This is a genomic window from Enterovirga rhinocerotis (assembly GCF_004363955.1).
Taxonomy (GTDB): Bacteria; Pseudomonadota; Alphaproteobacteria; order Rhizobiales; family Beijerinckiaceae; genus Enterovirga; species Enterovirga rhinocerotis.
Genome location: NZ_SNZR01000011.1, coordinates 564,148 through 590,020, shown reverse-complemented (window position 1 = coordinate 590,020; position 25,873 = coordinate 564,148). Strand labels below are relative to the sequence as shown.

The 25,873-nt window shown below is 68.5% G+C and carries 27 protein-coding genes; 6 read left to right on the top strand and 21 right to left on the bottom strand.

From position 1 onward, the window contains the following. Window position 1: 1 nt before the first annotated feature. Window positions 2-1,423: a pyridoxal phosphate-dependent decarboxylase family protein gene (locus EV668_RS03340; RefSeq protein ID WP_133768420.1), complete on the top strand. Its 1,422-nt coding sequence runs from the start codon at window positions 2-4 to the stop codon at window positions 1,421-1,423. 9 nt (window positions 1,424-1,432) lie between these two features. On the opposite strand, the gene EV668_RS03335 is transcribed toward EV668_RS03340, so the two are convergent. The 5 genes from EV668_RS03335 to EV668_RS03315 all read right to left on the bottom strand — a co-directional run bounded on the left by EV668_RS03335 (window position 1,433) and on the right by EV668_RS03315 (window position 5,055). Then, window positions 1,433-2,401 carry a 2-hydroxyacid dehydrogenase gene (locus EV668_RS03335; protein WP_133768419.1) on the bottom strand — a complete coding sequence of 323 codons (969 nt, stop codon included), beginning with the start codon at window positions 2,399-2,401 and terminating at the stop codon, window positions 1,433-1,435. A 41-nt stretch (window positions 2,402-2,442) separates the two neighbouring features. Beyond that, window positions 2,443-3,228 (bottom strand): SDR family oxidoreductase, encoded by a 786-nt coding sequence (locus EV668_RS03330; protein WP_133768418.1) that lies wholly within the window; start codon window positions 3,226-3,228, stop codon window positions 2,443-2,445. 54 nt (window positions 3,229-3,282) lie between these two features. Then, window positions 3,283-3,477 carry a hypothetical protein gene (locus tag EV668_RS03325; protein WP_133768417.1) on the bottom strand — a complete coding sequence of 65 codons (195 nt, stop codon included), beginning with the start codon at window positions 3,475-3,477 and terminating at the stop codon, window positions 3,283-3,285. Between the two features lie 2 nt (window positions 3,478-3,479). Further along, window positions 3,480-4,064 carry a DUF1134 domain-containing protein gene (locus EV668_RS03320; RefSeq protein ID WP_133768416.1) on the bottom strand — a complete coding sequence of 195 codons (585 nt, stop codon included), beginning with the start codon at window positions 4,062-4,064 and terminating at the stop codon, window positions 3,480-3,482. Window positions 4,065-4,245: 181 nt separating this feature from the next. Beyond that, window positions 4,246-5,055 (bottom strand): 3'(2'),5'-bisphosphate nucleotidase CysQ family protein, encoded by an 810-nt coding sequence (locus EV668_RS03315; RefSeq protein WP_133768415.1) that lies wholly within the window; start codon window positions 5,053-5,055, stop codon window positions 4,246-4,248. A 132-nt stretch (window positions 5,056-5,187) separates the two neighbouring features. On the opposite strand from EV668_RS03315, the gene chpT reads away from it, so the two are divergent. Then, window positions 5,188-5,829, top strand: a complete 642-nt coding sequence (gene chpT / locus EV668_RS03310; protein WP_133768414.1) for a histidine phosphotransferase ChpT — start codon at window positions 5,188-5,190, stop codon at window positions 5,827-5,829. A 106-nt stretch (window positions 5,830-5,935) separates the two neighbouring features. Continuing rightward, window positions 5,936-6,328 carry a response regulator gene (locus EV668_RS03305; protein ID WP_133768413.1) on the top strand — a complete coding sequence of 131 codons (393 nt, stop codon included), beginning with the start codon at window positions 5,936-5,938 and terminating at the stop codon, window positions 6,326-6,328. Here EV668_RS03305 and EV668_RS03300 read toward each other — a convergent pair whose 3' ends face one another. The 4 genes from EV668_RS03300 to EV668_RS03285 are packed head-to-tail and all read right to left on the bottom strand — an operon-like array spanning window position 6,329 to window position 8,645. Then, complete coding sequence (locus tag EV668_RS03300; protein WP_133768412.1) at window positions 6,329-6,769, bottom strand: biotin/lipoyl attachment domain-containing protein; 441 nt, start codon at window positions 6,767-6,769, stop codon at window positions 6,329-6,331. A 57-nt stretch (window positions 6,770-6,826) separates the two neighbouring features. Beyond that, complete coding sequence (gene proB / locus EV668_RS03295; protein WP_133768411.1) at window positions 6,827-7,963, bottom strand: glutamate 5-kinase; 1,137 nt, start codon at window positions 7,961-7,963, stop codon at window positions 6,827-6,829. Then, window positions 7,960-8,358 (bottom strand): type II toxin-antitoxin system VapC family toxin, encoded by a 399-nt coding sequence (locus EV668_RS03290; RefSeq protein WP_133768410.1) that lies wholly within the window; start codon window positions 8,356-8,358, stop codon window positions 7,960-7,962. Before EV668_RS03290 ends, proB begins: the two co-directional genes overlap by 4 nt. Window positions 8,359-8,366: 8 nt before the next feature. Then, a complete protein-coding gene (locus tag EV668_RS03285) occupies window positions 8,367-8,645 on the bottom strand; it encodes a type II toxin-antitoxin system VapB family antitoxin (protein WP_133768409.1) in 279 nt (92 codons plus the stop codon). Window positions 8,646-8,950: 305 nt separating this feature from the next. Here EV668_RS03285 and EV668_RS03280 point away from each other — a divergent pair, with 305 nt between their 5' ends. Beyond that, window positions 8,951-9,673: a hypothetical protein gene (locus EV668_RS03280; protein ID WP_133768408.1), complete on the top strand. Its 723-nt coding sequence runs from the start codon at window positions 8,951-8,953 to the stop codon at window positions 9,671-9,673. 162 nt (window positions 9,674-9,835) lie between these two features. Here EV668_RS03280 and EV668_RS03275 read toward each other — a convergent pair whose 3' ends face one another. The 4 genes from EV668_RS03275 to EV668_RS03260 all read right to left on the bottom strand — a co-directional run bounded on the left by EV668_RS03275 (window position 9,836) and on the right by EV668_RS03260 (window position 14,109). Then, entirely contained in the window at window positions 9,836-10,246 is a 411-nt protein-coding gene (locus EV668_RS03275; protein WP_133768407.1) for a carboxymuconolactone decarboxylase family protein, read from the bottom strand. Next, a complete protein-coding gene (locus EV668_RS03270) occupies window positions 10,243-11,472 on the bottom strand; it encodes an aminotransferase-like domain-containing protein (protein WP_245512810.1) in 1,230 nt (409 codons plus the stop codon). The genes EV668_RS03275 and EV668_RS03270 overlap by 4 nt, the downstream gene beginning before the upstream one ends. A gap of 91 nt (window positions 11,473-11,563) precedes the next feature. Continuing rightward, window positions 11,564-12,760 carry a GGDEF domain-containing protein gene (locus EV668_RS03265; RefSeq protein WP_133768405.1) on the bottom strand — a complete coding sequence of 399 codons (1,197 nt, stop codon included), beginning with the start codon at window positions 12,758-12,760 and terminating at the stop codon, window positions 11,564-11,566. A 263-nt stretch (window positions 12,761-13,023) separates the two neighbouring features. Beyond that, window positions 13,024-14,109, bottom strand: coding sequence for an ATP-dependent DNA helicase (locus EV668_RS03260; RefSeq protein ID WP_133769955.1), 1,086 nt, complete (start codon window positions 14,107-14,109; stop codon window positions 13,024-13,026). 129 nt (window positions 14,110-14,238) lie between these two features. On the opposite strand from EV668_RS03260, the gene EV668_RS03255 reads away from it, so the two are divergent. Further along, window positions 14,239-14,778: a Spy/CpxP family protein refolding chaperone gene (locus EV668_RS03255; protein ID WP_133768404.1), complete on the top strand. Its 540-nt coding sequence runs from the start codon at window positions 14,239-14,241 to the stop codon at window positions 14,776-14,778. A 73-nt stretch (window positions 14,779-14,851) separates the two neighbouring features. Here EV668_RS03255 and EV668_RS03250 read toward each other — a convergent pair whose 3' ends face one another. Continuing rightward, window positions 14,852-15,361: an Lrp/AsnC family transcriptional regulator gene (locus tag EV668_RS03250; RefSeq protein ID WP_133768403.1), complete on the bottom strand. Its 510-nt coding sequence runs from the start codon at window positions 15,359-15,361 to the stop codon at window positions 14,852-14,854. A 191-nt stretch (window positions 15,362-15,552) separates the two neighbouring features. Here EV668_RS03250 and EV668_RS03245 point away from each other — a divergent pair, with 191 nt between their 5' ends. After that, complete coding sequence (locus EV668_RS03245) at window positions 15,553-17,943, top strand: transketolase (RefSeq protein ID WP_133768402.1); 2,391 nt, start codon at window positions 15,553-15,555, stop codon at window positions 17,941-17,943. 3 nt (window positions 17,944-17,946) lie between these two features. Here EV668_RS03245 and EV668_RS03240 read toward each other — a convergent pair whose 3' ends face one another. The 7 genes from EV668_RS03240 to EV668_RS03210 all read right to left on the bottom strand — a co-directional run bounded on the left by EV668_RS03240 (window position 17,947) and on the right by EV668_RS03210 (window position 25,642). Then, window positions 17,947-19,110, bottom strand: a complete 1,164-nt coding sequence (locus tag EV668_RS03240; RefSeq protein WP_166652318.1) for a glycosyltransferase family 4 protein — start codon at window positions 19,108-19,110, stop codon at window positions 17,947-17,949. 126 nt (window positions 19,111-19,236) lie between these two features. Then, entirely contained in the window at window positions 19,237-20,037 is an 801-nt protein-coding gene (locus tag EV668_RS03235; RefSeq protein ID WP_133768400.1) for an SDR family NAD(P)-dependent oxidoreductase, read from the bottom strand. Window positions 20,038-20,232: 195 nt separating this feature from the next. Beyond that, window positions 20,233-21,018 carry an SDR family NAD(P)-dependent oxidoreductase gene (locus EV668_RS03230; protein WP_133768399.1) on the bottom strand — a complete coding sequence of 262 codons (786 nt, stop codon included), beginning with the start codon at window positions 21,016-21,018 and terminating at the stop codon, window positions 20,233-20,235. 76 nt (window positions 21,019-21,094) lie between these two features. Next, window positions 21,095-21,880 (bottom strand): SDR family NAD(P)-dependent oxidoreductase, encoded by a 786-nt coding sequence (locus EV668_RS03225; RefSeq protein ID WP_133768398.1) that lies wholly within the window; start codon window positions 21,878-21,880, stop codon window positions 21,095-21,097. A gap of 9 nt (window positions 21,881-21,889) precedes the next feature. Then, window positions 21,890-23,245, bottom strand: a complete 1,356-nt coding sequence (locus tag EV668_RS03220; protein ID WP_133768397.1) for a four-carbon acid sugar kinase family protein — start codon at window positions 23,243-23,245, stop codon at window positions 21,890-21,892. 112 nt (window positions 23,246-23,357) lie between these two features. Continuing rightward, complete coding sequence (locus tag EV668_RS03215) at window positions 23,358-24,626, bottom strand: ribulose-bisphosphate carboxylase large subunit family protein (protein WP_133768396.1); 1,269 nt, start codon at window positions 24,624-24,626, stop codon at window positions 23,358-23,360. Further along, complete coding sequence (locus tag EV668_RS03210) at window positions 24,626-25,642, bottom strand: TRAP transporter substrate-binding protein (RefSeq protein WP_133768395.1); 1,017 nt, start codon at window positions 25,640-25,642, stop codon at window positions 24,626-24,628. Before EV668_RS03210 ends, EV668_RS03215 begins: the two co-directional genes overlap by 1 nt. Window positions 25,643-25,873 lie beyond the last annotated feature (231 nt).

Sequence of the window (25,873 nt, the reverse complement as noted above, 5' to 3'; positions counted from 1 at the left end):
CATGGACAACGACAGCTTCCGCCGCTGGTCCCACCGCGCGGCCGATTGGTCGGCCGATTACCGCGCCGGGATCGGCGCCCGGCCCGTTCGCGCGCAGACGGGGCCGGGAGAGGTCTTCCGGCGCATCGCCGAGGCTCCGCCCGAGGCGCCGGAGCCGATGGAGGCGATCTTCGCCGATCTCGACGGGATCGTCATGCCGGGCATGACCCATTGGCAGCATCCGCGCTTCTTCGCCTATTTCCCCGCCAATGCGAGCCCGCCCTCGATCATCGCCGAGCAGCTGACGGCCGCGATCGGGGCGCAATGCATGCTCTGGCAGACCTCGCCGGCCGCGACGGAGCTCGAGACGCGGATGATCGACTGGCTGCGCCAGCTGATCGGCCTCCCCGAGGGCTTCTCCGGCGTCATCCAGGATTCGGCCTCAGGCGCGACCCTCGCCGCGCTCCTGACCGCACGCGAGCGAACGCTTGGATGGCGCGGCAACGCGGACGGGCTGTTCGGCGGGCCGCCGCTGCGGGTCTACAGCTCCGCGCAGGTCCATTCCTCGGTCGACAAGGCCGTGCGGATCGCGGGGATCGGGGATGCGAACCTCGTGCGCATCCCGGTCGACGGGCCGCGCCACGGCATGAGCGTCGCCGCGCTCGAGGCGGCGATCGAAGCCGACCGCGCCGCCGGCAGGACACCTTGCGCCGTGGTGGCCGCGCTCGGCGGCACCTCGGTCGGCGCCTGCGACGACATCGCGGCGGTCGCCGACATCGCCGAGCGCCATGGGCTGTTCCTCCATATCGATGCGGCCTGGGCCGGCTCGGCCATGATCTGCCCCGAGCACCGCCACCTGATGCGGGGAGCGGAGCGGGCCGACAGCTTCGTCTTCAACCCGCACAAATGGCTGTTTACGAATTTCGACTGCTCGGCCCATTTCGTGAAGGATCCGAAGGCTCTCACGGATACGCTCGGCATCCGTCCGCATTACCTCCGGACGGCCGCGCATGAGGGCGTCGTCGATTACAACGAATGGTCGGTCCCGCTCGGCCGGCGCTTCCGGGCGCTGAAGCTGTGGTTCGTGCTGCGCGCCTATGGAGCGGAGGCTTTGCGCGGCATGGTGCGGGACCATATCGCCTGGGCGCACGATCTCGCCGGCATGATCGCGGCGGCGCCCGATTTCGAGCTCGTCACCGATCCCGTCCTGTCGCTCTTCACCTTCCGCTACGCCCCCGCCGGGACGGGCGAGGAGCAGCGCGACAGTCTGAATGCGGCGCTCGTCGAGGCCCTGAACGACGATGGCCGCATCTACCTCACGCAGACGACGCATGAGGGCCGCTTCGTCATCCGCTTCCAGGTCGGCGCGACGACGACGACGCGGGACGACGTGAGGGCGGCCTGGGACGTGATCCGCGAGGTCGCGGGCACCCTTGCCGCCTGAGGCGAGGCCTCAGGCGAAGGCCGATCCCGTATACGGCGTCTCTGACACGGGCGTGATCGGCCCCTTGCCGGAGAACCACGAGACGAGGTTGTCGACGACGAGCTGCCCCATGGCGCGGCGCGTCTCGACCGAGGCCGAACCGACATGCGGCAGGAGGACGACGTGATCCATCGCGATCAGCTCGGCCGGAACGCGCGGCTCGTCGACGAACACGTCGAGGCCGGCCGACAGGATGGTCTTCGTCTTCAGCGCCTCGATCAGGGCCGGCTCGTCGACCACCGAACCGCGTCCGACATTGACGAAGATCCCGTCCGGTCCGAGCGCCTTGAACACCTCGGCATTGACGATGCCGTCGGTCGAGGCGCCGCCCGGCGCGACGCTGACGAGGACGTCGCACCAGCCGGCGAGACCGACGAGGCTCGCCTCGTAGCGGTAGGGAACGTCCTGCTTGGAGCGGCCGTGATAGCCGATCTCGAGCCCGAAGGCTTCGAGGCGCTTCGCCACCGCCTTGCCGATGCGGCCGAGCCCGAGGATGCCGACCTTGCGGCCCCGGAGCGTCGCGGTGAGCGGATAGGGCTTCTTCAGCCACTCGCCGGCCCGCAGATAGCGGTCCACCTGCGGCAATTGCCGCACGGTCGCGAGGAGCAGGCCGACTGTGAGATCCGCCACCTCGTCCGTGAGGACGTCGGGCGTGTTCGTCACGATGAGACCGCGCCGGCCGGCTTCCTTGGCGTCGATCGTGTCGTAGCCGACGCCCATGTTCGAGACGATCTCGAGATTGGGCAGCATGTCGAAGATCGCACCGTTCACGCGGTAATGCGTGCCCGGCGCGAGGCCGCGGATGTCGGAGGCGACCGAGCTGATGAAGGCATCCCGGTCGGGATGCTCCCAGGCCTTGTGCAGCGTGAAGTGCTTCGCGATGCCGTCGACGACGACGGGCGCCATCTGCGAAAGCATCAGGATCTGGACATCCTTCATCTGCCGTCTCTCCGTCCTGCCGAAATCAAGGGCTGCCGAAATCAGACCGAGCGCGTCGCGCCGCCGTCGACGCGGATCATCGAGCCCGTGACGTAGCCCGCCCGCTCCGACGCGAGGAAGCAGGCGACGTCGCCGAATTCCCGGACCTCGCCGTAGCGACCCGCGGGGATCTGCGCCACCGAGGCTGCCGCGACCTCGTCCTTCGTCTTGCCGAGCCGCTTCGCATTGGCCTCGTCGAGCTCGCCCGTGCGGTCGGTCTCGATGCGGCCGGGCAGGATCATGTTCACGGTGATCCCGTCCTTCGCGACCTCCGCCGACAGCGTCTTGGCCCAGCCGAGGATCGAGGAGCGGAGCGCGTTCGACATCACGAGGTTCGGGATCGGCTGGATCACGCCGGACGACGCGACGATCACGATGCGGCCGAAGCCGTTCTTCTGCATGTCGGGCAGGACGAGGCCCGCGAGCGTGAAGACGGGCAGGACCATCGCCTGGAATTGCGGCGTCCAGGCCTCGGGCTTGACGGAGAGCGCGGTGCCCGCCGGGGGGCCGCCGGTATTCGAGATCAGAATGTCGATCGGGCCGCCGAGGGCCTCGACGGCCTTCGCATGCACGCCGGGGACGTCGGCCGCGAGATCCGCCGCGATATAGGAGGCCCGGCCCTTGCCGCGCGCGTTGATGGCGTCTGCCGCCGCCTTCAGCTTGTCTTCGCTCCGCGCGGTCAGCACGACGTTCGCGCCTTCGGCCGCGAGCGATTCCGCGATGCCGCGGCCGAGCCCGCGGCTCGATGACAGGACGAGAGCGCGCTTGCCGGTGAGGCCGAGATCCATGCGTGTTTCCTCCGGATGTAGCCTTCGCTTAGCGCGGCCCCGTCCAGGCGGCAATCACGTCTCGGACGACTTCGGAGGAGATACGGCCGGATCGGCCCCGCCCTGGAGCGCGAGCGCGAGGTCTGCGATCGCGTCGACCTCGCGGCGCAGCTCGGCCGGAGCCATGGGCGGGCCGCTGGCCAGCCGCCGCCGCAAGGCCTCGACAGCCTCGGCGAGTTCGGCCTCGCGCCCGGTTGGGGGAGGCTCCACGCTCAGAACGGGTTCCAGGTCGGAGTGGGCGTGAACTTCAGATAGCCCAGGGCCACGCCGAGCCGCACGCCGACGCCGGACCGGATCGGCACGACGACCATGCGGTCCGCCGTGGCCGCGCTCATGCCGAGGCCCGCGACGAAATAGGCCGAGCCTTCCAGCTCGACGAAGCGCCGGTACATGTCCGGCACGCTCGCGAGATTGTAGATCAGCATCATCTGCCGGGCGCCCTCGCCGCCGACATCGAAGCCGATCGAAGGCCCCTGCCAGTAGATGCGCGAGCCCGGATCGCCGCGGCGGGTGAACACGGTGCCCTCGCCGTAGCGAAGGCCGCCGAAGAAGGCGCCGGATGCCTCCTGGCCGAGGATGTAGCCGTTCGGCTGTCCCCAGCGCCGGGTCGCCTCCTCCACGAGCTTGCCGAGGCCGCGCGAGATACCGCCGAAGAACTGGTGACCGGAATCGACGATCTCCCGCGGCGAGAACGGCGGCGGGCCGGCCGGATTCGGCGTTCGGGCCAATGCCGAGCCCGTCTTGCCGGCGACGAGACCGCCGAGGAGCATGGCCGAGACGTTGCGACGCGTGATCATGCGCGCCTCCTCTCCTGATGCCGCGGGCGCGCCGGCCGCGGATGGCGCTGGCCGTCGACGCTCCGAGCGGCGCGCCTCACCCAACGGGATGGGGCAGGCGCTCTCATGCGGAGGGTATGAGTGCTTCCTTAACGATATCCTTCGCTTTCGAGCGATTGTCGCCCCGCGGCCACGCCCGGCCTCAACCGGCCGGCAGCGTACACAACCCGGCGAGGCGCCGATCTCCGAAGGCGGCGAAGGCGCCGTTGAGGAAACCGCGCTCCGCGTGGCCGTAGGTCAGGGGCTTGCCATCCGCGCCCAGCACGAGGCCTCCCGCGACCGTCACGACATGGTCTCCGGCGGCCGTGTCCCATTCCATCGTCGCCCCGCAACGGACATAGACGTCGGCCTCTCCCGACGCGATGAGGCCGAACTTCGCCGCCGACGACGCGATGCGCCGGCCGCCGATCCCCATCCGGTCGAGACAGATATCGGTGGCGTCGTCGCCGTGCCGGCGGGAGACGACCGCGACGGGGCCTTCGGCGGGCGACGGGCGCACGGCGGTCGGCTGCCAATCCGTGCAATCGCCGGATGGCGGGATCGGGGCGACGAGGCAGGTCGTCCCCGCGGCCCATACCCGCCCCAGCACCGGAACGGCCAGCGCTGCGGCGATCGGACGATCCCCGGCGATCAGCGCCGCGTTGACCGAGTACTCGCCGGCCCCGGTCAGGTAGTCGCGCGTCCCGTCCAGGGGGTCGACGAGGAAATACAACCCGCTCGGCGCGGAGGCGGCCTCCGCCGATTCCTCGGCGACGACGGGAATATCCGGAAAATCGGCCGCGAGCCGTCCGAGGATCATCCGCTCGGCTTCGAGATCCGCCGCCGTCGAGGGGCTGCCGTCGGGCTTGACCACCCGGCCGGCTCCGCGGTCCCGCACCTGCGCCAGGAACCGTCCCGCCTCGAGCACGATGGAGCCGAGCCGGCGCGCGGCGGCATCGGGATCTGCGATCATCGGCCTGGCCCCGCCGCCGTTCCGCTGCGCCCGAAAACGGCCCGGTTCTTTCCAAGCCGGACGCCTGCCGCTATCGGAGACGGGTCGCCGCGCCGAATCGCGGATGCGGTCCCTTGTCTCCGGAGCCCATCCATGGCCGCCGTCACGCTCGATCCTCTCGATTTCGCCGCGCTTGTCACCTCGCGCGTCTGCCACGACGTCATCGGCCCGGTTGGCGCGATGGTCAACGGGCTTGAGGTCCTGGAGGAGGACAAGGATGGCGCGATGCAGGAATTCGCGCTGGATCTGATCCGCAAGAGCGCCCGGCAGGCCTCGGCCCGGCTGCAATTCGCGCGGCTCGCCTTCGGTGCGGCGGGATCTGCCGGAGCCGCCATCGACCTCGCCGACGCGGAGGCGGTGGCCCAGGGCCTCTTCCTCGACGAGAAGGTGAGCGTGACCTGGTCGGCGCCGCGCGCGCTGCTGCCGAAGAACCGGGTCAAGCTGCTTCTCAACCTCGTGGTGCTGGCCGCGGCCGCCGTGCCGCGGGGCGGCAACGTCCATGTGGAGGTGAGCGGCGAGGACGATCAATCCGTCTTCGTCCTGACCTCGAAGGGGCCCCATGCCCGCATCCCCAACCATGCCGAGCAGTTGCTCGCGGGCGAGCCGGAGGACGGCATCGTCACCGCGCACGGCATCCAGCCGTATTACACCGGCGAGGTGGCGCGGAGCGCGGGCATGAAGGTGACGATGTCCCTCGAGGAGGACACCGTGACGATCCGCGGCGAGAACGCCTGACGCGAAGCCTCCCGCGCGATCGACCGATTGCGCGGGACGGCCGCAACCGGCCGGTAACGCCTGAGCGGCTAGAACGCGCGCCTGCGTCGTCGCCCGGGAGCCGTCCGTGAAGCATTGCCTGATCGTCGACGATTCCGCCGTCATCCGAAAGGTGGCTCGGCGCATCCTCGAGGGATTCGACCTCGCGGTGACGGATGTCGAGGATGCCGAGCAGGCGCTCGCCGCCTACCGCGAGCGGCTGCCCGACCTTGTCATCGTCGATGCGGTGATGCCGAACGGGGACGGATTCGACCTCGTCCGCGATCTGCGCGGCATGCCCGACGGGGGCCGGCCGAAGATCGTCGTCTCCATCATCGAGAACGACGTCGCGACGGTCGCCCGCGTCTTCCACGTCGGCGGCGACGCCTATCTCACGAAGCCCTTCACGACGGATATTCTGCGCGGGAAGCTCGAAGAGGTGGATATCCTTCCGCCGAGCGGGTCCGCGGACGCGGCCTGATCAGTCCGCCCGGTCGCGGAAGCTCTCCTCGGCGAGCCAGCGCGCGAAGCGCGGTGCGACCTCCGCGCCCGTCACGAGCCCTTCCGGCCAATCGGCCCGGTCGGGCCGAAGCGCGGCCATCCAGCCCTCTCCGAGCGCATCGCGATTGAGGAGAGCCGGGCGGCGCACCAGCGCCTCGTTATGGTCGGCCATGACGCCGTCGAAGCCGGCGCGCGCCGCCCCGATCCACTTGCCGCATTCGACCATCGCGAACCATTTGCCCTGCCAGAACGGCTTGCCCGCCGGTTTCGGCGTGAAGACGAGGGCATCGCCAGCGAGCGTCATCGACAACGGCGTGAAGCCGGCCCGGACGGTCCCGTCCGGCAGCGGGACGTACCAGACCTGGTTCTGCACGTCGTAGAGCCGGTCTTCCGGGAGGTCGTATCCGCCGATCAGCGCCATCTCGCCTCCCCTTCCGCCGATGGCCCGCCGGGTCCCCGAGGCCGAAGCCTACGGCCCCTATTCCCCGATGTCCCCGCCCCCGAGAAGGACGAGATCGTCGCGATGGATCATCTCGGCCCGGCCGGGATAGCCCAGGATCGCCTCGATCTCCCGGCTCGACCGACGCAGGAGGCGGGCCGCCTCACCGGCATCGTAGGCGACGAGGCCGCGCGCGAGCAGAGCGCCGTCCGGCCCCCTCACCGCGATCGCATCCCCGCGGGCGAAATCGCCGACGACCGCCGTCACGCCGATCGGCAGCAGGCTCGCGCCCGAGCGCAGGGCCCGCGCCGCACCCTCGTCGACATGGACCGCGCCGCGCGCCTCCAGCGAGCCGGCGATCCAGGTCTTGCGCGCCGTCGCGGGCGTCGAGGGGGTCAGGAACCAGGTGCAGCGCCCGCCGTCCTGAACGCGCCGGAGCGGGTTCTTCGGCCGCCCGTCCGCGATGAGCATGTGCGTACCGCCGGCCGCCGCGATCTGGCCGGCCTCGATCTTGGTCCGCATGCCGCCGCGCGACAGGGCCGACGCCGCCCCCCCGGCCATCGCCTCGATGGCGGGCGTGATGCGCTCGACGACGGGAATGTGCCGGGCCTCGGGGTCGCTCGCCGGCGGGGCCGTGTAGAGCCCGTCGATGTCGGAGAAGAGGATCAGGAGATCGGCACCGACCATGGTGGCGACGCGCGCCGCGAGCCGGTCGTTGTCGCCGTAGCGGATCTCGCTCGTCGCGACCGTATCGTTCTCGTTGACGACCGGAATGGCGCGCATCTCGAGCAGCTTCGAGAGAGTCGCGCGCGCATTGAGGTAGCGGCGGCGCGATTCGGTGTCACCGAGCGTCAGCAGCACCTGCCCCGCCGCGATGTCGTGATGGGCGAGCACCTCCGACCAGATCCGCGCGAGCGCGATCTGGCCGACGGCCGCCGCCGCCTGGCTCTCCTCGAGCTTCAGCGGCGCGAGGCCGAAGCCGAGAACGGTGCGTCCGAGCGCGATGGCGCCGGAGGAGACGACGAGCACGTCGGCGCCGCGTCCATGGAGCTCGCCGATATCCTCGGCGAGCGCGGCGAGCCAGGCATGGTTCAGCCGCCCCTTGGCGCGGTCGACGAGGAGCGCCGAGCCGACCTTGATCACGATGCGGCGAAAACCGGCGAGAGAGGGGGTCATCGGGAGAGGGCCGGGACGATGTCCGTGTGAGGGAAGTCCTCGCCCTTGAACAGAAGCGGCCGGGAAAGAACCTTCGCCACCGCATAGGACAGGCAGTCGCCGAAATTCAACCGCGCCGGATGGCCCGAGCCCCTGCCATATCGCGCGAAGGCCTCGCGGGCGGCGAGATACATGCTGGCGGTGAAGGGCTCGACGACGAGTTCCCCCATCGCCAGCATGCCGTCGAGAAAGAGATCGCCTTCCTCCGCCATCCTCGATCGGAGAACCAGGCTCGTTTCCACGAGAACCGGCGTGCCAACGAAGGCCCCATTCTCGATGATCGCGTCGGAAAATCGATCGCCATCAGGCTCCTCGAACGCGATGGCCACGAGAGCCGATGTATCGACCACGATCATGGCGAGCGCTATTTCGGCAGGCCGTTCTCGTCGTAGAGATCGTCGTGATTGGAGGTCGCGCCCGGCAGCTTGTGACGCGCGGTTTCTCTGGCAAGCGCCTTGATGCGGTCGAACCTCCGCTGCTGTTCCGGCGTCCGGCCCTGCTCATTGCGCGGCGCCATGTCGTCCTCGAAGCGCCGCAAGGCCTCGACGACGACGTCGGTCGTCGTCCGCCCCAATCGCTCGGCCAGGGAAGACGCCCGGGAGAAGGCCTCGTCGCTTTGGATGTTGAGCTGACGCTGCGCCATGCTAGCACCTCGCGCCAAGGCTAGCAGCCGCAGACATCTCCAGCAATCCGACCGTCATGGCGAGGAGGCGGAGCTGATGAAGCGACTCTGGGTCGCCAGTACCACGACTGGCTAGGTTGCTTCGCCTCGCTCGCAAGCACGGGCTTAGGCTCGGCATGCTGAAGATGCAGCCCAAGCCGCAAAGCGAGAGGAAGTCAGGGAGAGGGACAACGCAAAAATCCGGGAAGCGCCCTCGAGCGGGATGGTCCCGAAGCCGAGATCCGAATTTTGATGTCGAGGAAGGTCGAAGGCGCTATGACAAGTTCATGCCCGGCTTTTGGTCCTCCTTCCTATCGCTGTTCGCGGTCCCACCGATCGCCTGGGCACTCAGTCAACTCTTTAAGCCCTCTGCTACGACTGCGATTGTCGTTCTCGGCGTGGCAGTCGTCTTCGCTTTGATCTTCGTGTCGCTCGAATACCGCGCCCACGAAAGGATGAAGGATATCGTTGAGGGGCGCCAGAGGGTCGACCTCTATTGCGGAACGGGGCCAGGGCTAATCTTCATGCCGCCCGACGGGCGGAAGCGTAGCTGGATAAGGTTGGAAAATACTGGAAAACCGATAAAGAATTTTTCTGTTAGACTGAGCATCTGGAGCCTGCAAGGCGAGGAATGGGTAGCAAGAAACCCTGGAAACCCGATGGCTTTGATGTTCGACGAACTTCAGAAGTCTCCATTTCACCTCGAAGCTGTACGTATAATGGGATTATTTCATCAAGATCCTACGAATGAAGATCTGGGAGACAATGCCACCTTCTATATGGAGAACGTCAGAACGCTAGCTGTGTACAAAGGCGACATTGAACCTGGACGTCACCGTGTTGATGTTATCCTTTCTGGCGAAGAAATCAGGCCGAGGACATATAAACTTGAGATCAATTGGACGGGCGATTGGAGCACCTACGACGTTAAGCCACTTCGGCAACCAAAGGGGCCAGACAGAATACATCACGTTACTCGCGGGGATAAGATCACGCAGCGGGGCGTTTAGGCCAGCTCAAACTCATTGTCCGCTGAACGGCGGAATATCACATTGTTCAGCGGATACTAACGACCAAGCAGATTCGTTCGCGGCACATTGACAACTGACGACGGGATACTAGCTTTCTTCTCGAAGGATTGCTTCGCTCCGCTCGCAAGGACTGGCGCGCCGTCAGCCCTTCGGCTCGAGCGCCGCGCAGTGGCGGAGAACCTCCGCCCCGCTGCGGTTCCAGGCCGTGATGCCGCCGACCATCAGCACCTGGACGAGGCCCTCGGAGAGTTCGGCGAGGGTGAGGCCGTGGCGCATGGCGGATTCCGCGTGCCGCTTGGCGGCCTCCGTCTGCCCGATCAGGCAATCGAGCAGGCAGAAGACCATCTCCTTGGTCTTCAGGTCGAGCGCGCCGCCCTGCCCCGCCTCGCGCATGACGGCGTCGCGCATCAGGCCGTAGCCGGCGAAGGCGCCGGGCGCATGCTCGGCGAGGAGGGCGAGGTTGTCCGGCACGCGGCCGAAGCTCTCGACGAAGCTCGCCCGGCCGGCGGCGACGCCGGCCTCGACCAGCGCCTTGCGGTCGTCCGTGCTCATGCGCGCGGGCGGTTGGCGCTGCGCTCCGGCACGCCCGTCGCCTCGTAGGCGATGCGGGCGAGTTCGGCGACGCCCTCGCGGATCGTCTCCTCGGTCGGCAGAGCGAAGCAGAGCCGCATATGGCTCTTCGCGCCCTCCGGATCGCAGGCCCATTCCGGACCGGGATTGAAGGCGACGCCCTGCGCGAGCGCCGTCGCGGCGAAGCTGCGCACGTCGACATGGTCCGGCAGCTTCAGCCACAGGAAGATGCCGCCTTCGGGGCGATAGAGTTCGGCCGCCGTGCCGAATTCGCGCGAGAGGGCGTCGACCAGCACGTCGAGCTTGCGGCCGAGCCCGGCGCGCAGGTCGTCGACGTGATCGTCGAAATGCCGCGCGACATATTCGGCGACGACCATCTGTTCGAGCGCGCCGGTGCCGGCATCGGTCTTCGAGGCCATCAGCCGCCCGAGCACGTCCCAGGGCGCGATGACGTAGCCGATGCGCAAAGCCGGCGCGAGCGACTTCGAGAAGGAGCCGATATGGACGACGCGCGAGGGATCGAGCGCGTAGAGAGCCGGCGGCCGCTCGCCCGACCAGACGAGATCGGCGTAGCATTCGTCCTCGAAGATCGGCACGCCGAACTCGCGCGAGAGGTCGAGAAGCTGGTGCCGACGCTCGAGGCTCATGATCGAGCCGGTCGGGTTCTGCACCGTCGGGATCGTGTAGATGTAGCGCGGCGTCGTGCCCTCGGCCTTCAGCCGTTCGAGGATGGCCCGCAGCCGGTCGATGACGATGCCGCCCTCGTCGAGCGGGGCGGCGACGATGCGCCCCCCGAGACGCTGCACCTTGGCGATGGCGCCGCCATAGGTGAATTCCTCGATGATCACCGTGTCGCCGGGCGCGATGAAGAGCGCGTTGACGAGGTCCATCCCCTGGAGCGAGCCGGAGGTGATCATCACGTCCTCGGCACCGCAGGCGATGCCGCTGCGCGTCGCCGCCTTCTTCGCCACGAACTCGCGCAGCGCGTCGTGCCCCTGGGGCGCCTGACCGAGATTGTACATGCCGAGCAGCTTGCCGCTCTGCGACAGGACCTTGTGTGCGGCCTCGGCGAGCGCGCTGGCCGGAACCTGCTCAGGATCGTTGTGGCCGTAGACGAAATTGTACTTCGGCAAGCCGGCGAAGCGCGGCGCCGGATCGGGCGTCCCTTGCCGAAACACGCCCGCCTTCGTGAAAAGCCCGTCGTCCAACCGATCCTCCCAACCGCTCATGGGCCTCGTGCGGACCCTGGCGCGACGCTACAGGCCCGGCCGAGGCCTGACCAGAAGTCGGCTTCGCCGGCTAAGCGAAAATCGGCAAGACCTTCGCCGTCTGGACGGACGCGGCCTGGGACGTCGACGAGGCGACGCGGATCGTGTCGCGCCCGGCTCTCTTCGCCTCGTAGAGGGCCTGATCGGCATCGCGCATCACGGCTTCCAGATTGCCCCCCGGCCCCACGCCGGCGATCCCGAAGCTCGCCGTCACGTTCCGCGGGGCCCGCACGCCGGGAAGCGGGGTGAGCGCGAACAGCAGGCGGACCCTCTCCGCGTAGCGCACGCCCTCGGCCGCATCCGCGCCCGGCAGCAGGACGGCGAATTCCTCCCCGCCGATCCGACCGAGAACGGCGCCGTCGGCCGCCTCGCGGGCCAAGGAGCGAGCAAAGCCGACGATCACCTGGTCGCCGACCGCGTGCCCGTAGGTGTCGTTGATGGCCTTGAAGTGATCGAGATCCGCGAGGATCAGCGCGGCCGGTGCCGTGCGGTCGGGATCGGAGCGGAGGGAGGCGTTGGCACTCTCCTCGAAACCCCGCCGGTTCAGGAGATGGGACAGCGAATCCTGGATGGATTCGATGCGCAGCTTGGCGAAGAGGTCGAGCGCGACGCCGGTCACGACGCCGAGCACCAGCAACAGCGACATGATGATGTCGGTCGCCGCCACCCCCAGCCAATAGACCGAATCGATCGACAGTTTCGTCGGGTCGCCCCCCGCCATCAGCAGGACCGGCCGCAGCAGCGCGCCACAGAAATGAAGCATCATCACGCAGACGACGATCATCTCGATGAAGGCCTTCCGCACCAAGCGCAGAAGTTTCCAGATGCCGATCGCCGAGATCGCCGCGATCGCCGCGTTCAGCGCGATCACGCGGGCCGCGTAATTCTCGTCCACGATTTGATAGAAGGCCAGGACGAGCATCGCTGCGACGCCGATCAGCGTCATCAGCACGTAGGGCGGGCGCTCCTTGTAACGCGAGATCAGCCCGCCGACGACGAGGATCGCCGTCGCGACGAACAACGCGTTCGAGACGATGCGCGAGAGGCTGATGTAGTCGGTCAGCGTCGCGAACTGGACGAGGTATGCGAGGCTCTTGAGACCGAAGGCCAGGGCCAGAAGGCCGACATATCTCAGATGTCTTTGATGCTTCCACAACACGAACAGCGCCGCGGCGAAGATGGCCGAGGTCACCGGGTTGAGCAGCATGATGAAGATCGCAGGCGTCACGACGATCCGGTCGGCCGATCTGACGGCTCCATAATCACGCTCCCCGTTCGTGGCAGGTGACACGGACGAGAGGACACCGCATCAACCCTGCGTCCTGTCGGACACTGCTGGACAATGGCGCCAAGATCGGCCCGTCGCCCGTCTTTCCTGATCTTGCACCGTTAGGATTTCGTAAAGTTGACAGGCGCGAAACGCGCGGTCGTGCCGTTCCATGGCCGCGACACACCCGGCCATTTCGCGTGACGGATCGCGTCCGACGCCGCCTACTGCACCACGGTGAGCCGCTTCGCCGCCCGCGTCAGGCCCGTATAGAGCCAGCGGGCGCGGTGCTCGCGGAAGGCGTAGCTCTCGTCGAACAGCACGAGATCGTCCCATTGCGACCCCTGCGCCTTGTGCACCGTGAGCACGTAGCCGTAATCGAACTCGTCCCCCTTGCGGCGCACCGCGAAGGGAAGGTCGTCCTCGCGTCCCTCGAAGAACTGGCGCGGGACGGAGACGCGCACGGTCGTCCGCTCGCCGTCGCCCCTGACATCCATGGCGAGGCGCCCGTCTTCCTCGCCGGCGAGCACCTTGACGGTAAACATGCCGCCATTGAGGAGCCCCTTCGCCTTGTCGTTGCGCAGGCAGACCAGCGTCTCGCCGACGGCCGGCATCGGATCGCGATAGCCCAGAAGCTGCCGGATGCGGGTCGTGTAGGCGCGGCGCGACTTGTTCAAGCCGACGAGAACCTGGTCGGCCTTCAGGATCTGCTCGGCGTCGATCTCGCGCCGGGAGACGACGCGGCTCTCGCCATAGGTGCCGCGTTCGAGCCGGCCGCCCTCTCGGACGATGGTCGAGAGGGCGATGATGGGATCGCCCTTCGCCTGGCGGTGGATCTCGGTCAGCATCGCGTCCGGCGGATGCTCCGTGAAGTAGCCGCCGCCCTTGACGGGCGGAAGCTGCGCGGGATCGCCAAGGACGAGGACGGGTGTGCCGAAGCCGAGAAGGTCGCGTCCGAGGTCCTCGTCGACCATCGAGCACTCGTCGATGACGATAAGCTTGGCCGAGGCCGCCGCGCTCTGTCGGTTCAGCACGAATTGCGGCCCCGTCTCGCCGCTGCCGCGCGAACGGTAGATCAGGGAATGGATGGTCGAGGCGTCCGGGCAGCCCTTCTCGCGCAGGACGAGGGCCGCCTTGCCCGTGAAGGCCGCGAAACAGACGTCGCCGTCGACATGGGACGCGATATGGCGCGCGAGCGTCGTCTTCCCCGTCCCGGCATAGCCGAACAGGCGGAAGATGGGCCGGTCGCCCACGTCCAGCCACTGACCGACGGCTTTGAGGGCCGCCTCCTGTTCCGACGACCAGTTCACGGAATCGCGCTGCATCTCGACATGACCGCGATGTAATGCAGCCGCGACGCTGCCGTAAGGCCATCGCCTGCATCCTCGCTCCCACCCTGGCCGAGCCCGTCCCCGGGTTCGGCGCTGGAGGAGGATAGGATGAAGAAAGTCGTCGTCGGCCTTGCCCTCGGGCTCGCGGCCGGAGCCGCAAGCCTCGCCGTCGCACAGGAGCGTGCACCCGCGAGCCCAGGCGGTGCGTTCGAACGAGGCGGCAAGAGCGGGTTCACCCAGGAGGATCGCTCGGCCTTCCTCGATGGCCGCATCGCCGGGATGAAGGCGGGCCTCAAGCTGACGGCCGAGCAGGACAAGCTCTGGCCTCCGGTCGAGACGGCACTGCGCGACATGGCCCGCGAGCGGGAAGAAGCGCGTGCCGCCCGCCGCGAAAGCTGGGCCTCGTTCCGCGAAAGCAAAGCCGCTGGCAAGGCGGTGGAGCGCGATCCGATCGCCTCCCTGCGCGCCCGTTCGGAGCGCATGGCCAAATCGGCGGCCAGCATGGGCAAGCTCGCGGATGCCGCGGCGCCGCTCTACGCCACGCTCGATGAAGGCCAGAAGCGCCGTCTCGGCGCGCTGATGGTCAGGGGCCAGGGCGGCCCGCATGGCAAGGGCCACGGCCCTCGCCATGGTCACGGCCCTCGATAACGCGCCCGCATCGCGTTCCCTGAAGATCTCTCACCCTCCCCTCGGAGGGTGAGAGCGTCGACCGGTCGTCGACCTATTTGCCTCGGCGCGCCCCGCGCGCGCCGGCTCCCGCGCCCATGATCGGCAAGGCGTGGGAGCGCTTGAGCTGGCCGAGAGCGAAACTCGATTCGATCGAGGCGACGCCGTCGAGCCGCGTCAGCTTCTCCTTCAGGAAGCGTTCGTAGGCCTCGAGGTCCTGGACCACGATCCGCATCAGATAATCCCGCTGCCCGGTCATGAGGTAGCAATCGACCACCTCCGGCCAGCGTGACACCGCATCGGCGAAACGGTCGAGTTCCTCCTCGCGCTGCCGCTCGAGCTTGATCGAGGCGAAGACGCTGATCGGCAGGCCGACCGCCACCTGATCGACCAGTGCGACATAGCCCGTGATGATCCCGGCCGCCTCGAGCAGCCGCACGCGCCGCGCGCAGGGCGACGGCGAGAGCCCGACCCGTTCCGCCAGTTCGATCGACGTCATGCGCCCGTCCTGCTGCAGGGCGGCGACGATCTTGCGGTCGATCTCGTCGAGGTCGTGTTTTGGCATAAGATGATCGTCTACATGCAGGATCGTGGGGAATCGAGCCAATTCGAGCTCACCACGCAGGGCATTTTGGCCAGCATGCCGAATGGCGCTCTGGTACCATGCCGGCCTTCTTCGACCTCCTCATCCCGAGGTGCGGGCCCTCGGCCGGCACCTCGGGATGGGGATGGTGGTGGAACGAGGAAACGCCGAACATGTCCGATCCCCGCCTGCCCTACCTGACCGCCATCCAGCGGAAGGCCCTGTGGCTTTCGACCTGGACGATCCACAACGCCAATCATCTGCGCGACGGCGACGGGCTGAAGGTCGGTGGACACCAGGCCTCCTCGGCCTCGATGTGCACGATCATGACGGCGCTCTATTGCGCGGCGCTCCGGCCCGAGGACCGCGTGGCGGTCAAGCCCCATGCGAGCCCCGTCTTCCACGCCCTGCAATACCTTTTCGGCAACCAGACGCGCGAGAAGCTCGAGAATTTCCGCGGCTTCGGCGGCGCACAATCCTATCCGTCGCGCACGAAGGACGTCGACGACGTCGATTTCTCGACGGGCTCCGTCGGCCTTGGCGTCGCCCAGACGCTGTTCTCCTCGCTGGTGCAGGATTACGTCCGCGCCAAGGGCTGGGGCACCGGTCCCGAAGGCCGCATGGTCTCGCTCATCGGCGATGCCGAGATGGACGAGGGCAACATCTTCGAGGCGCTGCTGGAGGGCTGGAAGCACGGGCTGCGCAACACCTGGTGGGTGGTCGACTACAACCGCCAGAGCCTCGACGCCGTCGTGCGCGAGGGGCTGTGGGCGAAGTTCGAGACGATGTTCCGGAATTTCGGCTGGGACGTCGTCGTGCTCCGCCACGGCTCGCTCCAGGAGGCGGCCTTCGCCGAGCCGGGCGGCGAGAAGCTCAAGGCCTGGATCGAGGCCTGCCCGAACCAGCTCTATTCGGCCCTCGCCTTCCAGGGCGGCAAGGCCTGGCGCAAACGCCTCCTCGACGAACTCGGCGACCAGGGTGACGTCACGCGCCTGATCGAGACACGGTCGGACGACGAATTGGCCGAACTCATGGGCAATCTCGGCGGCCACGACCTTCCCTCGCTGGTCGAGGCCTTCGAGGCGGCGCGCGAGCACGACCGGCCGGTCTGTTTCATCGCCTACACCATCAAGGGCCACGGCCTGCCCCTCGCCGGCCACAAGGACAACCATGCGGGGCTCATGACGCCGACCCAGCTCGGCGGCTTCCGCAAGGCGATGGGCATCCGCGAGGGCCACGAATGGGAGCCTTTCGAGGGCCTCGACATCCCCGAAACGGAGCTGCGCCGCTTCCTCGACGACGTGCCCTTCGTGCAGAAGGGCCGGCGCCGCTACGAGGCCCCGGTCATCCCCGTGCCGGAGAAGCTCGCGACGCCGAGCCAGCCGACGCTCTCCACCCAGGCCGGGTTCGGGCTCATCATGCACGAGATCGCCAAGGGCGACGATGATTTCGCCCGGCGCATCGTCACGACCTCGCCCGACGTCACCGTCTCGACCAATCTCGGCGCCTGGGTGAACCGGCGCGGCCTGTTCGCGAAGGAGGTCATGGTCGACACCTTCAAGAAGGAGCGCATCCCCTCGACCTATAACTGGACCTTCTCGCCGGACGGCCAGCATCTCGAGCTCGGCATCGCCGAAGCCAACCTCTTCATCGCGCTCTCGGCGCTCGGCCTGTCGCATGCGATCAACGGCGAGCGGCTGCTCCCGGTCGGCACGCTCTACGATCCCTTCATCGAGCGCGGCCTCGATCAGCTCAACTACGCCTGCTACCAGGATGCCCGCTTCATCGTGACCGCGACGCCGGCCGGCGTGACGCTGGCGCCGGAAGGCGGAGCCCACCAATCGATCAAGACGCCCCTCATCGGGATGTCGCAGGACGGCCTGTCGAGCTTCGAGCCGGCCTTCGTCGACGAATTGTCGGTGCTGATGCGGTTCGCCTTCGCGCATCTGCAACGCTCGGGAAAAGCCGAGCCGGACCCCGTGACGCAGCTCCCCGACGCCGCGGGCGGCTCGTCCTATTTCCGCCTGTCCACCCGCCCGCTCGAACAGCCGCGCCGCACGATCGACGACGATCTCGCCGCCGACATGGTCGCCGGCGCCTACTGGATGCGCAAGCCCGGCCCGAACGCGGAGGTCGTCATCGCCTATACCGGCGCGGTCGCGCCCGAAGCGATCGAGGCGACGGGGCTGATCGGCGGGGACCGGCGCGATGTCGGCCTCCTGGCCATCACCTCGGCCGACCGGCTCCATGCCGGCTGGAACGCGGCCCAGACGGCGCGGGAGCGCGGGGATTACGGCGCGACCGCCCACATCGAGCGCCTGCTCGCCCCCCTGCCCTCCCATTGCGGGCTCGTCACGGTGCTCGACGGCCATCCGGCGACGCTCGGCTGGCTCGGCTCGGTCCAGGGCCATCGCACCCGCGCCCTCGGCGTCACGCGCTTCGGCCAGACGGGCACGATCGCCGATCTCTACCGCTATTTCGGCATCGACACCCAGGGCATCGTCGCGGCGGCCCAGGCCATCGCACCGGGCCGCACCCTGCGCCATCTGCGCCTGACGGCCTGAGCGTCAGGCCTGCTCGCTCGCCGCCAGCAGACGCTGGGCGCGGGCCCCGATCTCCTCCTTCGACAGATGGCGGAGAACGTGCTCGCGTCCGCGAGTCCCGAGGCTCCGCGCGAGGTCCGGATCGCCGACGAGCCGGCGCATCGCCTCGGCAGCGGCGTCGAGATCCGGCTCGGCCCAGAGGCGTCCCTGCGAGCCGACATATTCGCCGGGCTCGATCGCGCGCAAAGAGGCGTCGACGAGGAGGGCATTGTCGGGACGGGTGAAATCCAGGTTGCCGGAATGGCCCGTGCAGATCACCGGCCGCGCCGCCATCATCGCCTCGGCGATGTTCAGCCCGAAGCCCTCCGCGCGGTGAAGCGAGACGAAGCCATCGGCCGCATCGAACAGGGCACGCATCTCCCCGGGCGTGTAGACCTCCGCGACGAGGCGGATGCGCCCGCACCGCGCCGCCGCCTGCCGCAGACGCGCCTCCTCCGCGGGGAAGCCGCTCGCGCTGTGAAATTTCAGAACGAGGTGGGGCCCGGCGGGGCCGGTGCCGAAGGCGCGGATGAAGGCCTCGATCAGCCCGAGCGGGTTCTTCCGCGCGAAGCCCGAGTGGAAATCGAAAGCGAAGAGGAAAACGAATCCGTCGCGCGGAAGGGATAGGCGCGCGCGGGCCGTGTCCTTTCGCTCGTGCGGCCAATCCTCGACGACGTGGGGCAGGACATGGACCGGCTTTTCGGTCGCCCGGCGGAGCGATGCAGCGGACGCCGTCGAGCAGCTCCAGACCTCGTCGACGAGATCGAACGCGCCGCGCCACTGGTCCGGAACCTCGTCGAGCTCCCAGGCCCAGTACGCGATCCGATGGGAGCCGGCCCAATAGCGGTTCAGGAACGCGAACGGCTCCCCGATCAGTTCAGGCGGATTGACGACGATGATGTTCCGGCGCGTCTTCCGCACCACCGCGCTGGATCCGAACGGGACATTGTCGCGTCCAGCCAGCGGGATGGCGAAGCGCTGGACCCCGCCCCTGGCACTCTCCACGGCGGAGACGAGCCCGCGCGCGGACGAGCCGAGCCCGATCTCGGAATTGAGGAAGCCCCAGACGGTGACGGCGGCGGGATCGGCGAGCTTGGACCGGAGCGCCTCGTAGCCGCGCGGCACAGGCCGCGACCGGAGCCGTCGCACGGCGTGTTCGATCGAGGCGGTCAGTCCACGTCCGACGGCTCGAAACATCTGAAGAGGCCGGAATCCGTCGAAAAGCCGAGACGGCTTGCTACCATCCGGCCTCGCCTCCGGCCAGCCGCCTCGGCCTCAGCCGACCTTCAGGTGCAGGCCGCCATCCACGAGCAGTTCGACGCCGTTGATGTATTTCGCCTCGTCGGAGGCGAGGAAGACGGCGGCGTTGGCGATGTCCCAGCCGTCGCCCTGCTTGCCGGTCGGCGAGATCTTGTGGCGCGCCTCGACCATGGCGTCCTTGGCGTTGTCGTAGAAGCCGACGATCTGCTGGTAGACGTGCGGCGTGTCCATCATGCCCGGCAGGATGATGTTCGCCCGGATGCCCTTCTTGGCGTATTCGATGGCGATGCCCTTGGTGAACTGGTTCACCGCGCCCTTGGAGGCGTAGTAGGCCGAGTAGTTGTAGCCGGTCCAGCGTACGCTCGCGAGCGACGAGATGTTCACGATCGCGCCGCGTCCCTGCTCCTCCATGATCGGCAGGACGCATTTGCAGGTCAGGAACATGCTCTTGACGTTCACCGTCATGACGCGGTCCCAGACCTCCTCGGACGTCTCGACCGGCCCGCCCTGCGAGGTGATGCCGACATTGTTGTGCAGGATGTCGACGCGGCCGAAGGCCTTCATGGTCGCCTCGACCGCCCGCTCGACCTCGGCGAGCTTGGTGACGTCCGCGCCGACCCGGAGAGCCTTGCCCCCCTCCCCTTCGATGATGCCGGTGGTCTCGGCGGCCGCCTGCTCGTTGACGTCGACGGCGACCACCTTCGCGCCCGCCCGCGCATAGGCGACGGCGGAGGCCTTGCCGTTCCCCCACCCCTCGCCGACCGAGCCCGCCCCGAAGACGAGCGCGACGCGGCCCTCCAGCTTCCTGTCCGACATGGTGTTTCCTTTTGGCGAATCGTTGGTCGCGAGTGGGACGCGCCCGCTTCTCCCCTTGCGGGAGAAGTCGAGTCACGCGCGAGCGTGACCGGATGAGGGGCGACGGCGCATGTCGTGATGAGGGGGGGCCCCTCACCCGGTCGACGCCTTCGGCGTCGCTCGACCTCTCCCGCAAGGGGAGAGGTAGGGCCCGCCTCAGCCAGGCAGCGGGTATTGCAGGCCCTGGGAGCCGAAGCCGCCGTCGACGTTGAGCGTCACGCCGTTGATGTAGTCGGCATCGTCCGAGCACAGGAACAGGGCGGCCTTCGCGATCTCGCTCGCCTCGCCGTACCGACCCTGGGAGGTGAGGAAGAGATAGGCCTCGCGCGTGCCGCCGGTATGGGCGAGCTGCGCCATGTCGGTCTCGATCGGGCCGGGCGCGATGGCGTTGACGTTGAGGCCGCGGCCGGCGAGTTCGGTCGTCATGACCCGCGTGATGAGGTCGAGCCCGGCCTTGGCGGCGCCATAGGCCGTGCGGCCCTTCCCGCCGCGCTGGCCGGACAGCGAGCAGATATTGACGATCTTCGGCCGGACGCCCGCGAGCGGCTCCTGCTTCACCATCTGGCGCGCGGCGGCCTGCGCGCAGAGGAAGGCGCCCGTGAGGTTGATCTTGATGATCTTCTCGAACTCCTCGATCGACACGTCGAGGAAGGGCGTATTGCCGCCGATCCCGGCATTGTTGACGAAGATGTCGAGCCGGCCGTGGCGCTTCACGATCTCGTCGAAACCCGCCTCGATGCTCGCCTTGTCGCCGACGTCGATCCGGACGTTGTCGGCCTTGTAGCCGGCATCCGTCAGTTCCTTCGCCGCCGCGGCAGCGCGTTCCGCGACCACGTCGCTGACGATCAGCGTTGCGCCTTCGGCGCCGAAGGCCTTCAGCGTCGCGAGGCCGATCCCCTGCCCCGAGCCCGTCACGAGGGCGATGCGTCCCTTAAGCTTCACGTCTCTCTCCTTCTGTGGCCGGGTCGGCGCCCGACGCGTCCTGTCGTCCGGGCCTGGCGGGCCCTTGTGATGGTGGTCAGCCCGGCAGCGGGTATTGCAGGCCCTGCGAGCCGAAGCCGCCGTCGACGTTGAGCGTCACGCCGTTGATGTAGTCGGCATCGTCCGAGCACAGGAACAGGGCGGCCTTCGCGATCTCGCCCGCCTCGCCGTAGCGGCCCTGCGAGGTCAGGAACAGATAGGCCTCGCGCTGGCCGCCATGGTGCACGCTCTGCGCCATCTCGGTCTCGATGGGGCCGGGCGCGATGGCGTTGACGTTGAGGCCACGGCCGGCGAGTTCGGTCGTCATGACGCGCGTGATGAGGTCGAGCCCGGCCTTGGTCGCGCCATAGGCCGTGCGCCCGCGCCCGCCCCGCTGGCCCGAGATCGAGCAGATGTTGACGATCTTCGGCCGGACGCCCGCGAGCGGTGCCTGCTTCACCATCTGTCTGGCCGCGGCCTGCGCGCAGAGGAAGGCGCCGGTGAGGTTGACCCGGACCATCCGCTCGAACTCCTCGTGCGTCACGTCAAGGAAAGGCGTCGCCGAGCTGATCGCCGCGTTGTTGACGAAGATGTCGAGCCGGCCGTGGCGCTCCACGACCTCGGCGAAACCCGCCTCGATGCTCGCCTTGTCGCCGACGTCGATCCGGACGTTGTCGGCCTGGTAGCCGGCATCCGTCAGTTCCTTCGCCGCCGCCGCGGCGCGTTCCGCGACCACGTCGCTGACGATCAGCGTCGCGCCTTCAGCGCCGAAGGCCTTCAGCGTCGCGAGGCCGATTCCCTGCCCCGAGCCCGTGACCAGCGCGATGCGTCCCTTGAGCTTCATCCCGTCCCCCTATCGCTGCCGGCCCGCGCGGACCGCCTCGAAGAAATCATCGCCGCCCATCTGCCCGCCCTTGAGGGCGATCTCGACGCCGTCGAGCGGGCGGCCCGCGGCGAGGATACGGCAGAGCGGCACGCCCGGCGTCAGCCTGGCTGCGACTTCGAGCGCGTCGATGCCGAGCGTCTGCACGGATTGGCTCGACGTGTCGCCGCCCGCAACCGCAAGGCGGCGGAGGCCCGTGCGACCCTGGACGGCCGCGAGGATCCCGCCCATCGCGGCGCCGAGCCGGCGTCCCGCCTCGCCATAATCGCGGCCCTGCGCCTCCCGCAGGGCGGCGATCCGCTTGTCGTCGGGACCGCGGACGGTCTGGAGCAGGACGCTCCGCCCCTCCCCGATCTGCCGCGTCGCGGCCGCGATGAGGTCCTCCGCCTCGGAGGGCTCGGCCAGAAGCCGGACCGGGTCGACCGCGATCTCGACGAAGCCCGCCGCAACCGCGGCGTCGATCTGCGAGGCGCTGACGCGCGAGGCGCTCCCCGAGATCGCGAGGAGCCGATCGACGGCCGGGAAACTCTCGAAGGCCTCCGGCGCCGCCCCGCTCAACCCCCAATGCTGCATGAGCGCGTATTCGACGCCCGAGCCGCCGACGCAGAAGAGCGGACGGCTCCGCTCGGCCGCGGATTCGAGCAAGGCGCCCGCCACGGTCTGGTGCGCACGCGAGCCGCCGTCGATGAGGATCGCGTCCGGCGTCCTCGCGGCGAGCCTGCCGAGCGCAGCCTGCGCGTCGTCGAGCCCGGCTTCCAGCGCCGGGTAGCCGAGGCTCGCGACCGCGAGCGGGCCATCCGGCCCCTGCGCCGCGATGTGGCGGGCGAGGTCGCCCTCCGTCATCGGGGTGACGGGATGGACGCTCATGACGGGATGGCGGTCGATCCTGTGGATCTCTCCATCCGTCGCCGAGCGGGCGAAGAGATTGCCGAAGAGGCAATAGCGGCCGAGCGCCGGCGTGCCGCCGAGGATCGGAATCCAGGGATTGCCGAACGCGGCTTTCGCCAGGGTCACGATGCGGCCGATGCTGCCGATCTCGGGGCTGGAATCGAAGGTCGAGCAGACCTTGTAATGGACGATCGGGGCGCCGATGCCGCGCAAGGTGGCGAGGATGCCGGGCATCGCCGCGTCCATCTCCGCCCCGCTCATGCCGCGGCTGTCGCCCGCGACCCCGACCGCGTCGAGCGCCGGATAGCGGGCCAGCATCTCGGCCGAAGGCGGCGCGACGAAGAGCACGACCTTGAGGCCCGCGAAGGCGAGCACCTCGAGCGCGTCGGTCGAGCCGGTGAAGTCGTCGCCGTAGAAGACGAGACGGGGGGTGGTCATCCGGATGCCTTCGTCCGTCATTGCGAGGAGCGATCGCGACGAAGCAACCCAGGAGCCGCCGGCACCGTGGGTCTGGGTTGCTTCGCTGCGCTCGCAATGACGAATGGCTCTCTCACGCCCGCCCCCCGAAGAAATCGAGCGCAGCGCGCAGGGCCGGCCTCGTCCGGGCATAGGCCTCGAGGCTTTCGCCCAGGGCCGCCGCCTCCCACGCCTCGCGCAGGCTCGCGACCCCTGCGGCCGCGCCGTCCGGGTGGCCGATGATGCCGCCGCCGGCGAGATACATGAGGTCGGTCGAGCGCAGCGCGGCATAGGTGTCCGGCGCCTGGCCCGCCCATTGGCCGGAGGAGAAGACCGGCATGATCGGCGCGAGGCCCGGCTCCGGTCGAAGACAGGCCCGGGCCGAGGCGACGACGCTGTCGTCCGGCTCCCAGAACTTGTTCCGGATGCCGTTGACGTGAAGCTGGTCGATTCCCGCGAGGCGCCAGAGCTTCTGGTAGGCGGTGAAGGCGAAGCCGAGGGCGGGATGGCGGGTCAGCATGCCCCAGCCGTTGCGGTGGCCGTGGATCGGCAGCTCGGCATGGGCGCGCAGATCCTGCACGCCGGAGAAGCCCACCCAGTTGACGCAGGCCATGACGCAGGTGCCGCCGGCCTCCGCGACCTGGTCTTGCCGTCGCCGCATCTCGTCCGGCGTGCCCGAGATGTTGATCGCGTACATGACCTTGCGGCCGAGCCGGTCGGCGTGACGCTCGATCACCGGCATGACCGCCGCGAGCCGCGCCTCGAACGGCGCGTAGGGCGGATCGCAGATCAGTTCGTCGTCCTTGATGAAGTCGAGCCCCGCCTCGCAGAGCGTGTCGACGAGCGCGGCGGTCTCCTCGGGCGTGAGGCCGATCGAGGGCTTGATAATCGTGCCGATGATGGGCCGGCCCGACACGCCGGCATGCTCGCGCGTGCCGGCCACGCCGAAGCGCGGCCCGGCGAATTGCCGGGCGTAATCCTCCGGGAGATGGAGATCGAGCAGGCGGCAGCCCGTCACCTCGCCGAGTTCGAACAGGTTCCCCGCGATCGTCGCGAGCAGCGTTCCGAGATGCGGACCCACATTCGCGATCGGGAAGGCGATCTCGATCTCGCCCTGATGATAGGGTCCGGCGGCGCCCCGCCGCTCCTCGTGCGCCGAATGCAGGGAGGGCGTCGCCGCCTCTCCCTGCGGCTCGACCGCGACGACCCGAGCCCGCGAGCGCTCCTTGAGCACGTCCGTCTCGCTCGCGAGCTTGAGGAAGGTGCCGCTCGATTGCTCACCCGCGATGACCTCGGCGGCCTTCGCGAGGGGAGTCGAGCTCTCGATCCAGTAGCGCGCGCGGAACTCGGGTCGCGTGGTCATCAGCCGAGCTTTCCGACCTGCTCTTCGAGGAGGCCCATGGCCTCGTCGCCGAAGCGCTTGCGCCAGTCGGCATAGAAGCCGGCCTTTCGCAGCTCTTCCTTGAAAGGCTCGGTATCGACGTCGTTGAAGACGAGGCCGCTCTTGGTCAGTTCGTCGCGCAGGTTGCCGTTCAAGCGCTCGACGTCCTTGCGCTGCTCGAGGCACTGCGCGTTCACGACCTTGGCGAACGTCTCCTTGAGGTCGGCGGGCATGGCTCCCCAGGCACGCCGATTGATCAGGAACCACCAGCCGTCCCACATGTGGTTGGTGACGGAGCAGTATTTCTGCACCTCGAACAGCTTCGCCGTGTTGATGATGAGCGGCGGGTTCTCCTGTCCGTCGACCACCTTCGTCTGGAGAGCCGAATAGACCTCGGCGAAGTTGAGGCTGGCGGGGGCGGCGCCCAGGGACTGGAAGAGCGACGTCCAGAGCGCCGAGACCGGCACCCGGATCTTCAGGCCCCGGAGGTCCTTCGGCTGCTGGATCGGGCGGACGCTGTTCGTGATCTGGCGGAATCCGTTGTCCCAGACCTTGTCGAGGACGACGATGCCGGCCTTCTCGATCTGCCCGCGAATATGCGCGCCGGCCTTGCCGTCCATCACCTTCCAGACCGTGTCGTAGTTCGGGAAGATGAAGCCGAGGCCGTGCAGGGCGGTGCCGGGAACGAGCTGGGAGAGCACGTTCACGCCCGAGAGGGCGAAGCATTCGAGCGCTCCGGAGCGGAGCTGCGAGAACATGTCGGTCTGGCCGCCGAGCACGTTGTTGGCGAAGAGCTTCAGCTCGACGCGGCCACCCGTCTCCTTGGCTAGCGTCTCGGCGGCCTTCTTCATGTGGATGTTGATCGGATGGGTGTCGGGCACGTCCGTGCCGACCTTGAAGGTGAAATCGGCCGCGCGCGCGCCGCGCAGCGGAACACCGAATCCGGCAAAGGTGGCGGCGGCTCCCGTGACAACGGTGCGCCGGCTAAGACGAGCCATGACGTTTCCTCTTTATTTCGATCATTGATGCGAGGCGAAGGCGCACGGCGCTTCCGCTCCCGGTCCTCCCCTGGAGGGGGAGGGACATTGCTTATGGACGCGGCCTCAAGGCCGCTCCTCCCCTCCCCCTTGCGGGGGAGGGGCCGGGGATGGGGCGCGAGGCTCGCGTTGACCGCGAGGCCGGTGGCCCGCCCTCATCCGACCCTCCGCTTCGCTCGGGACCACCTTCCC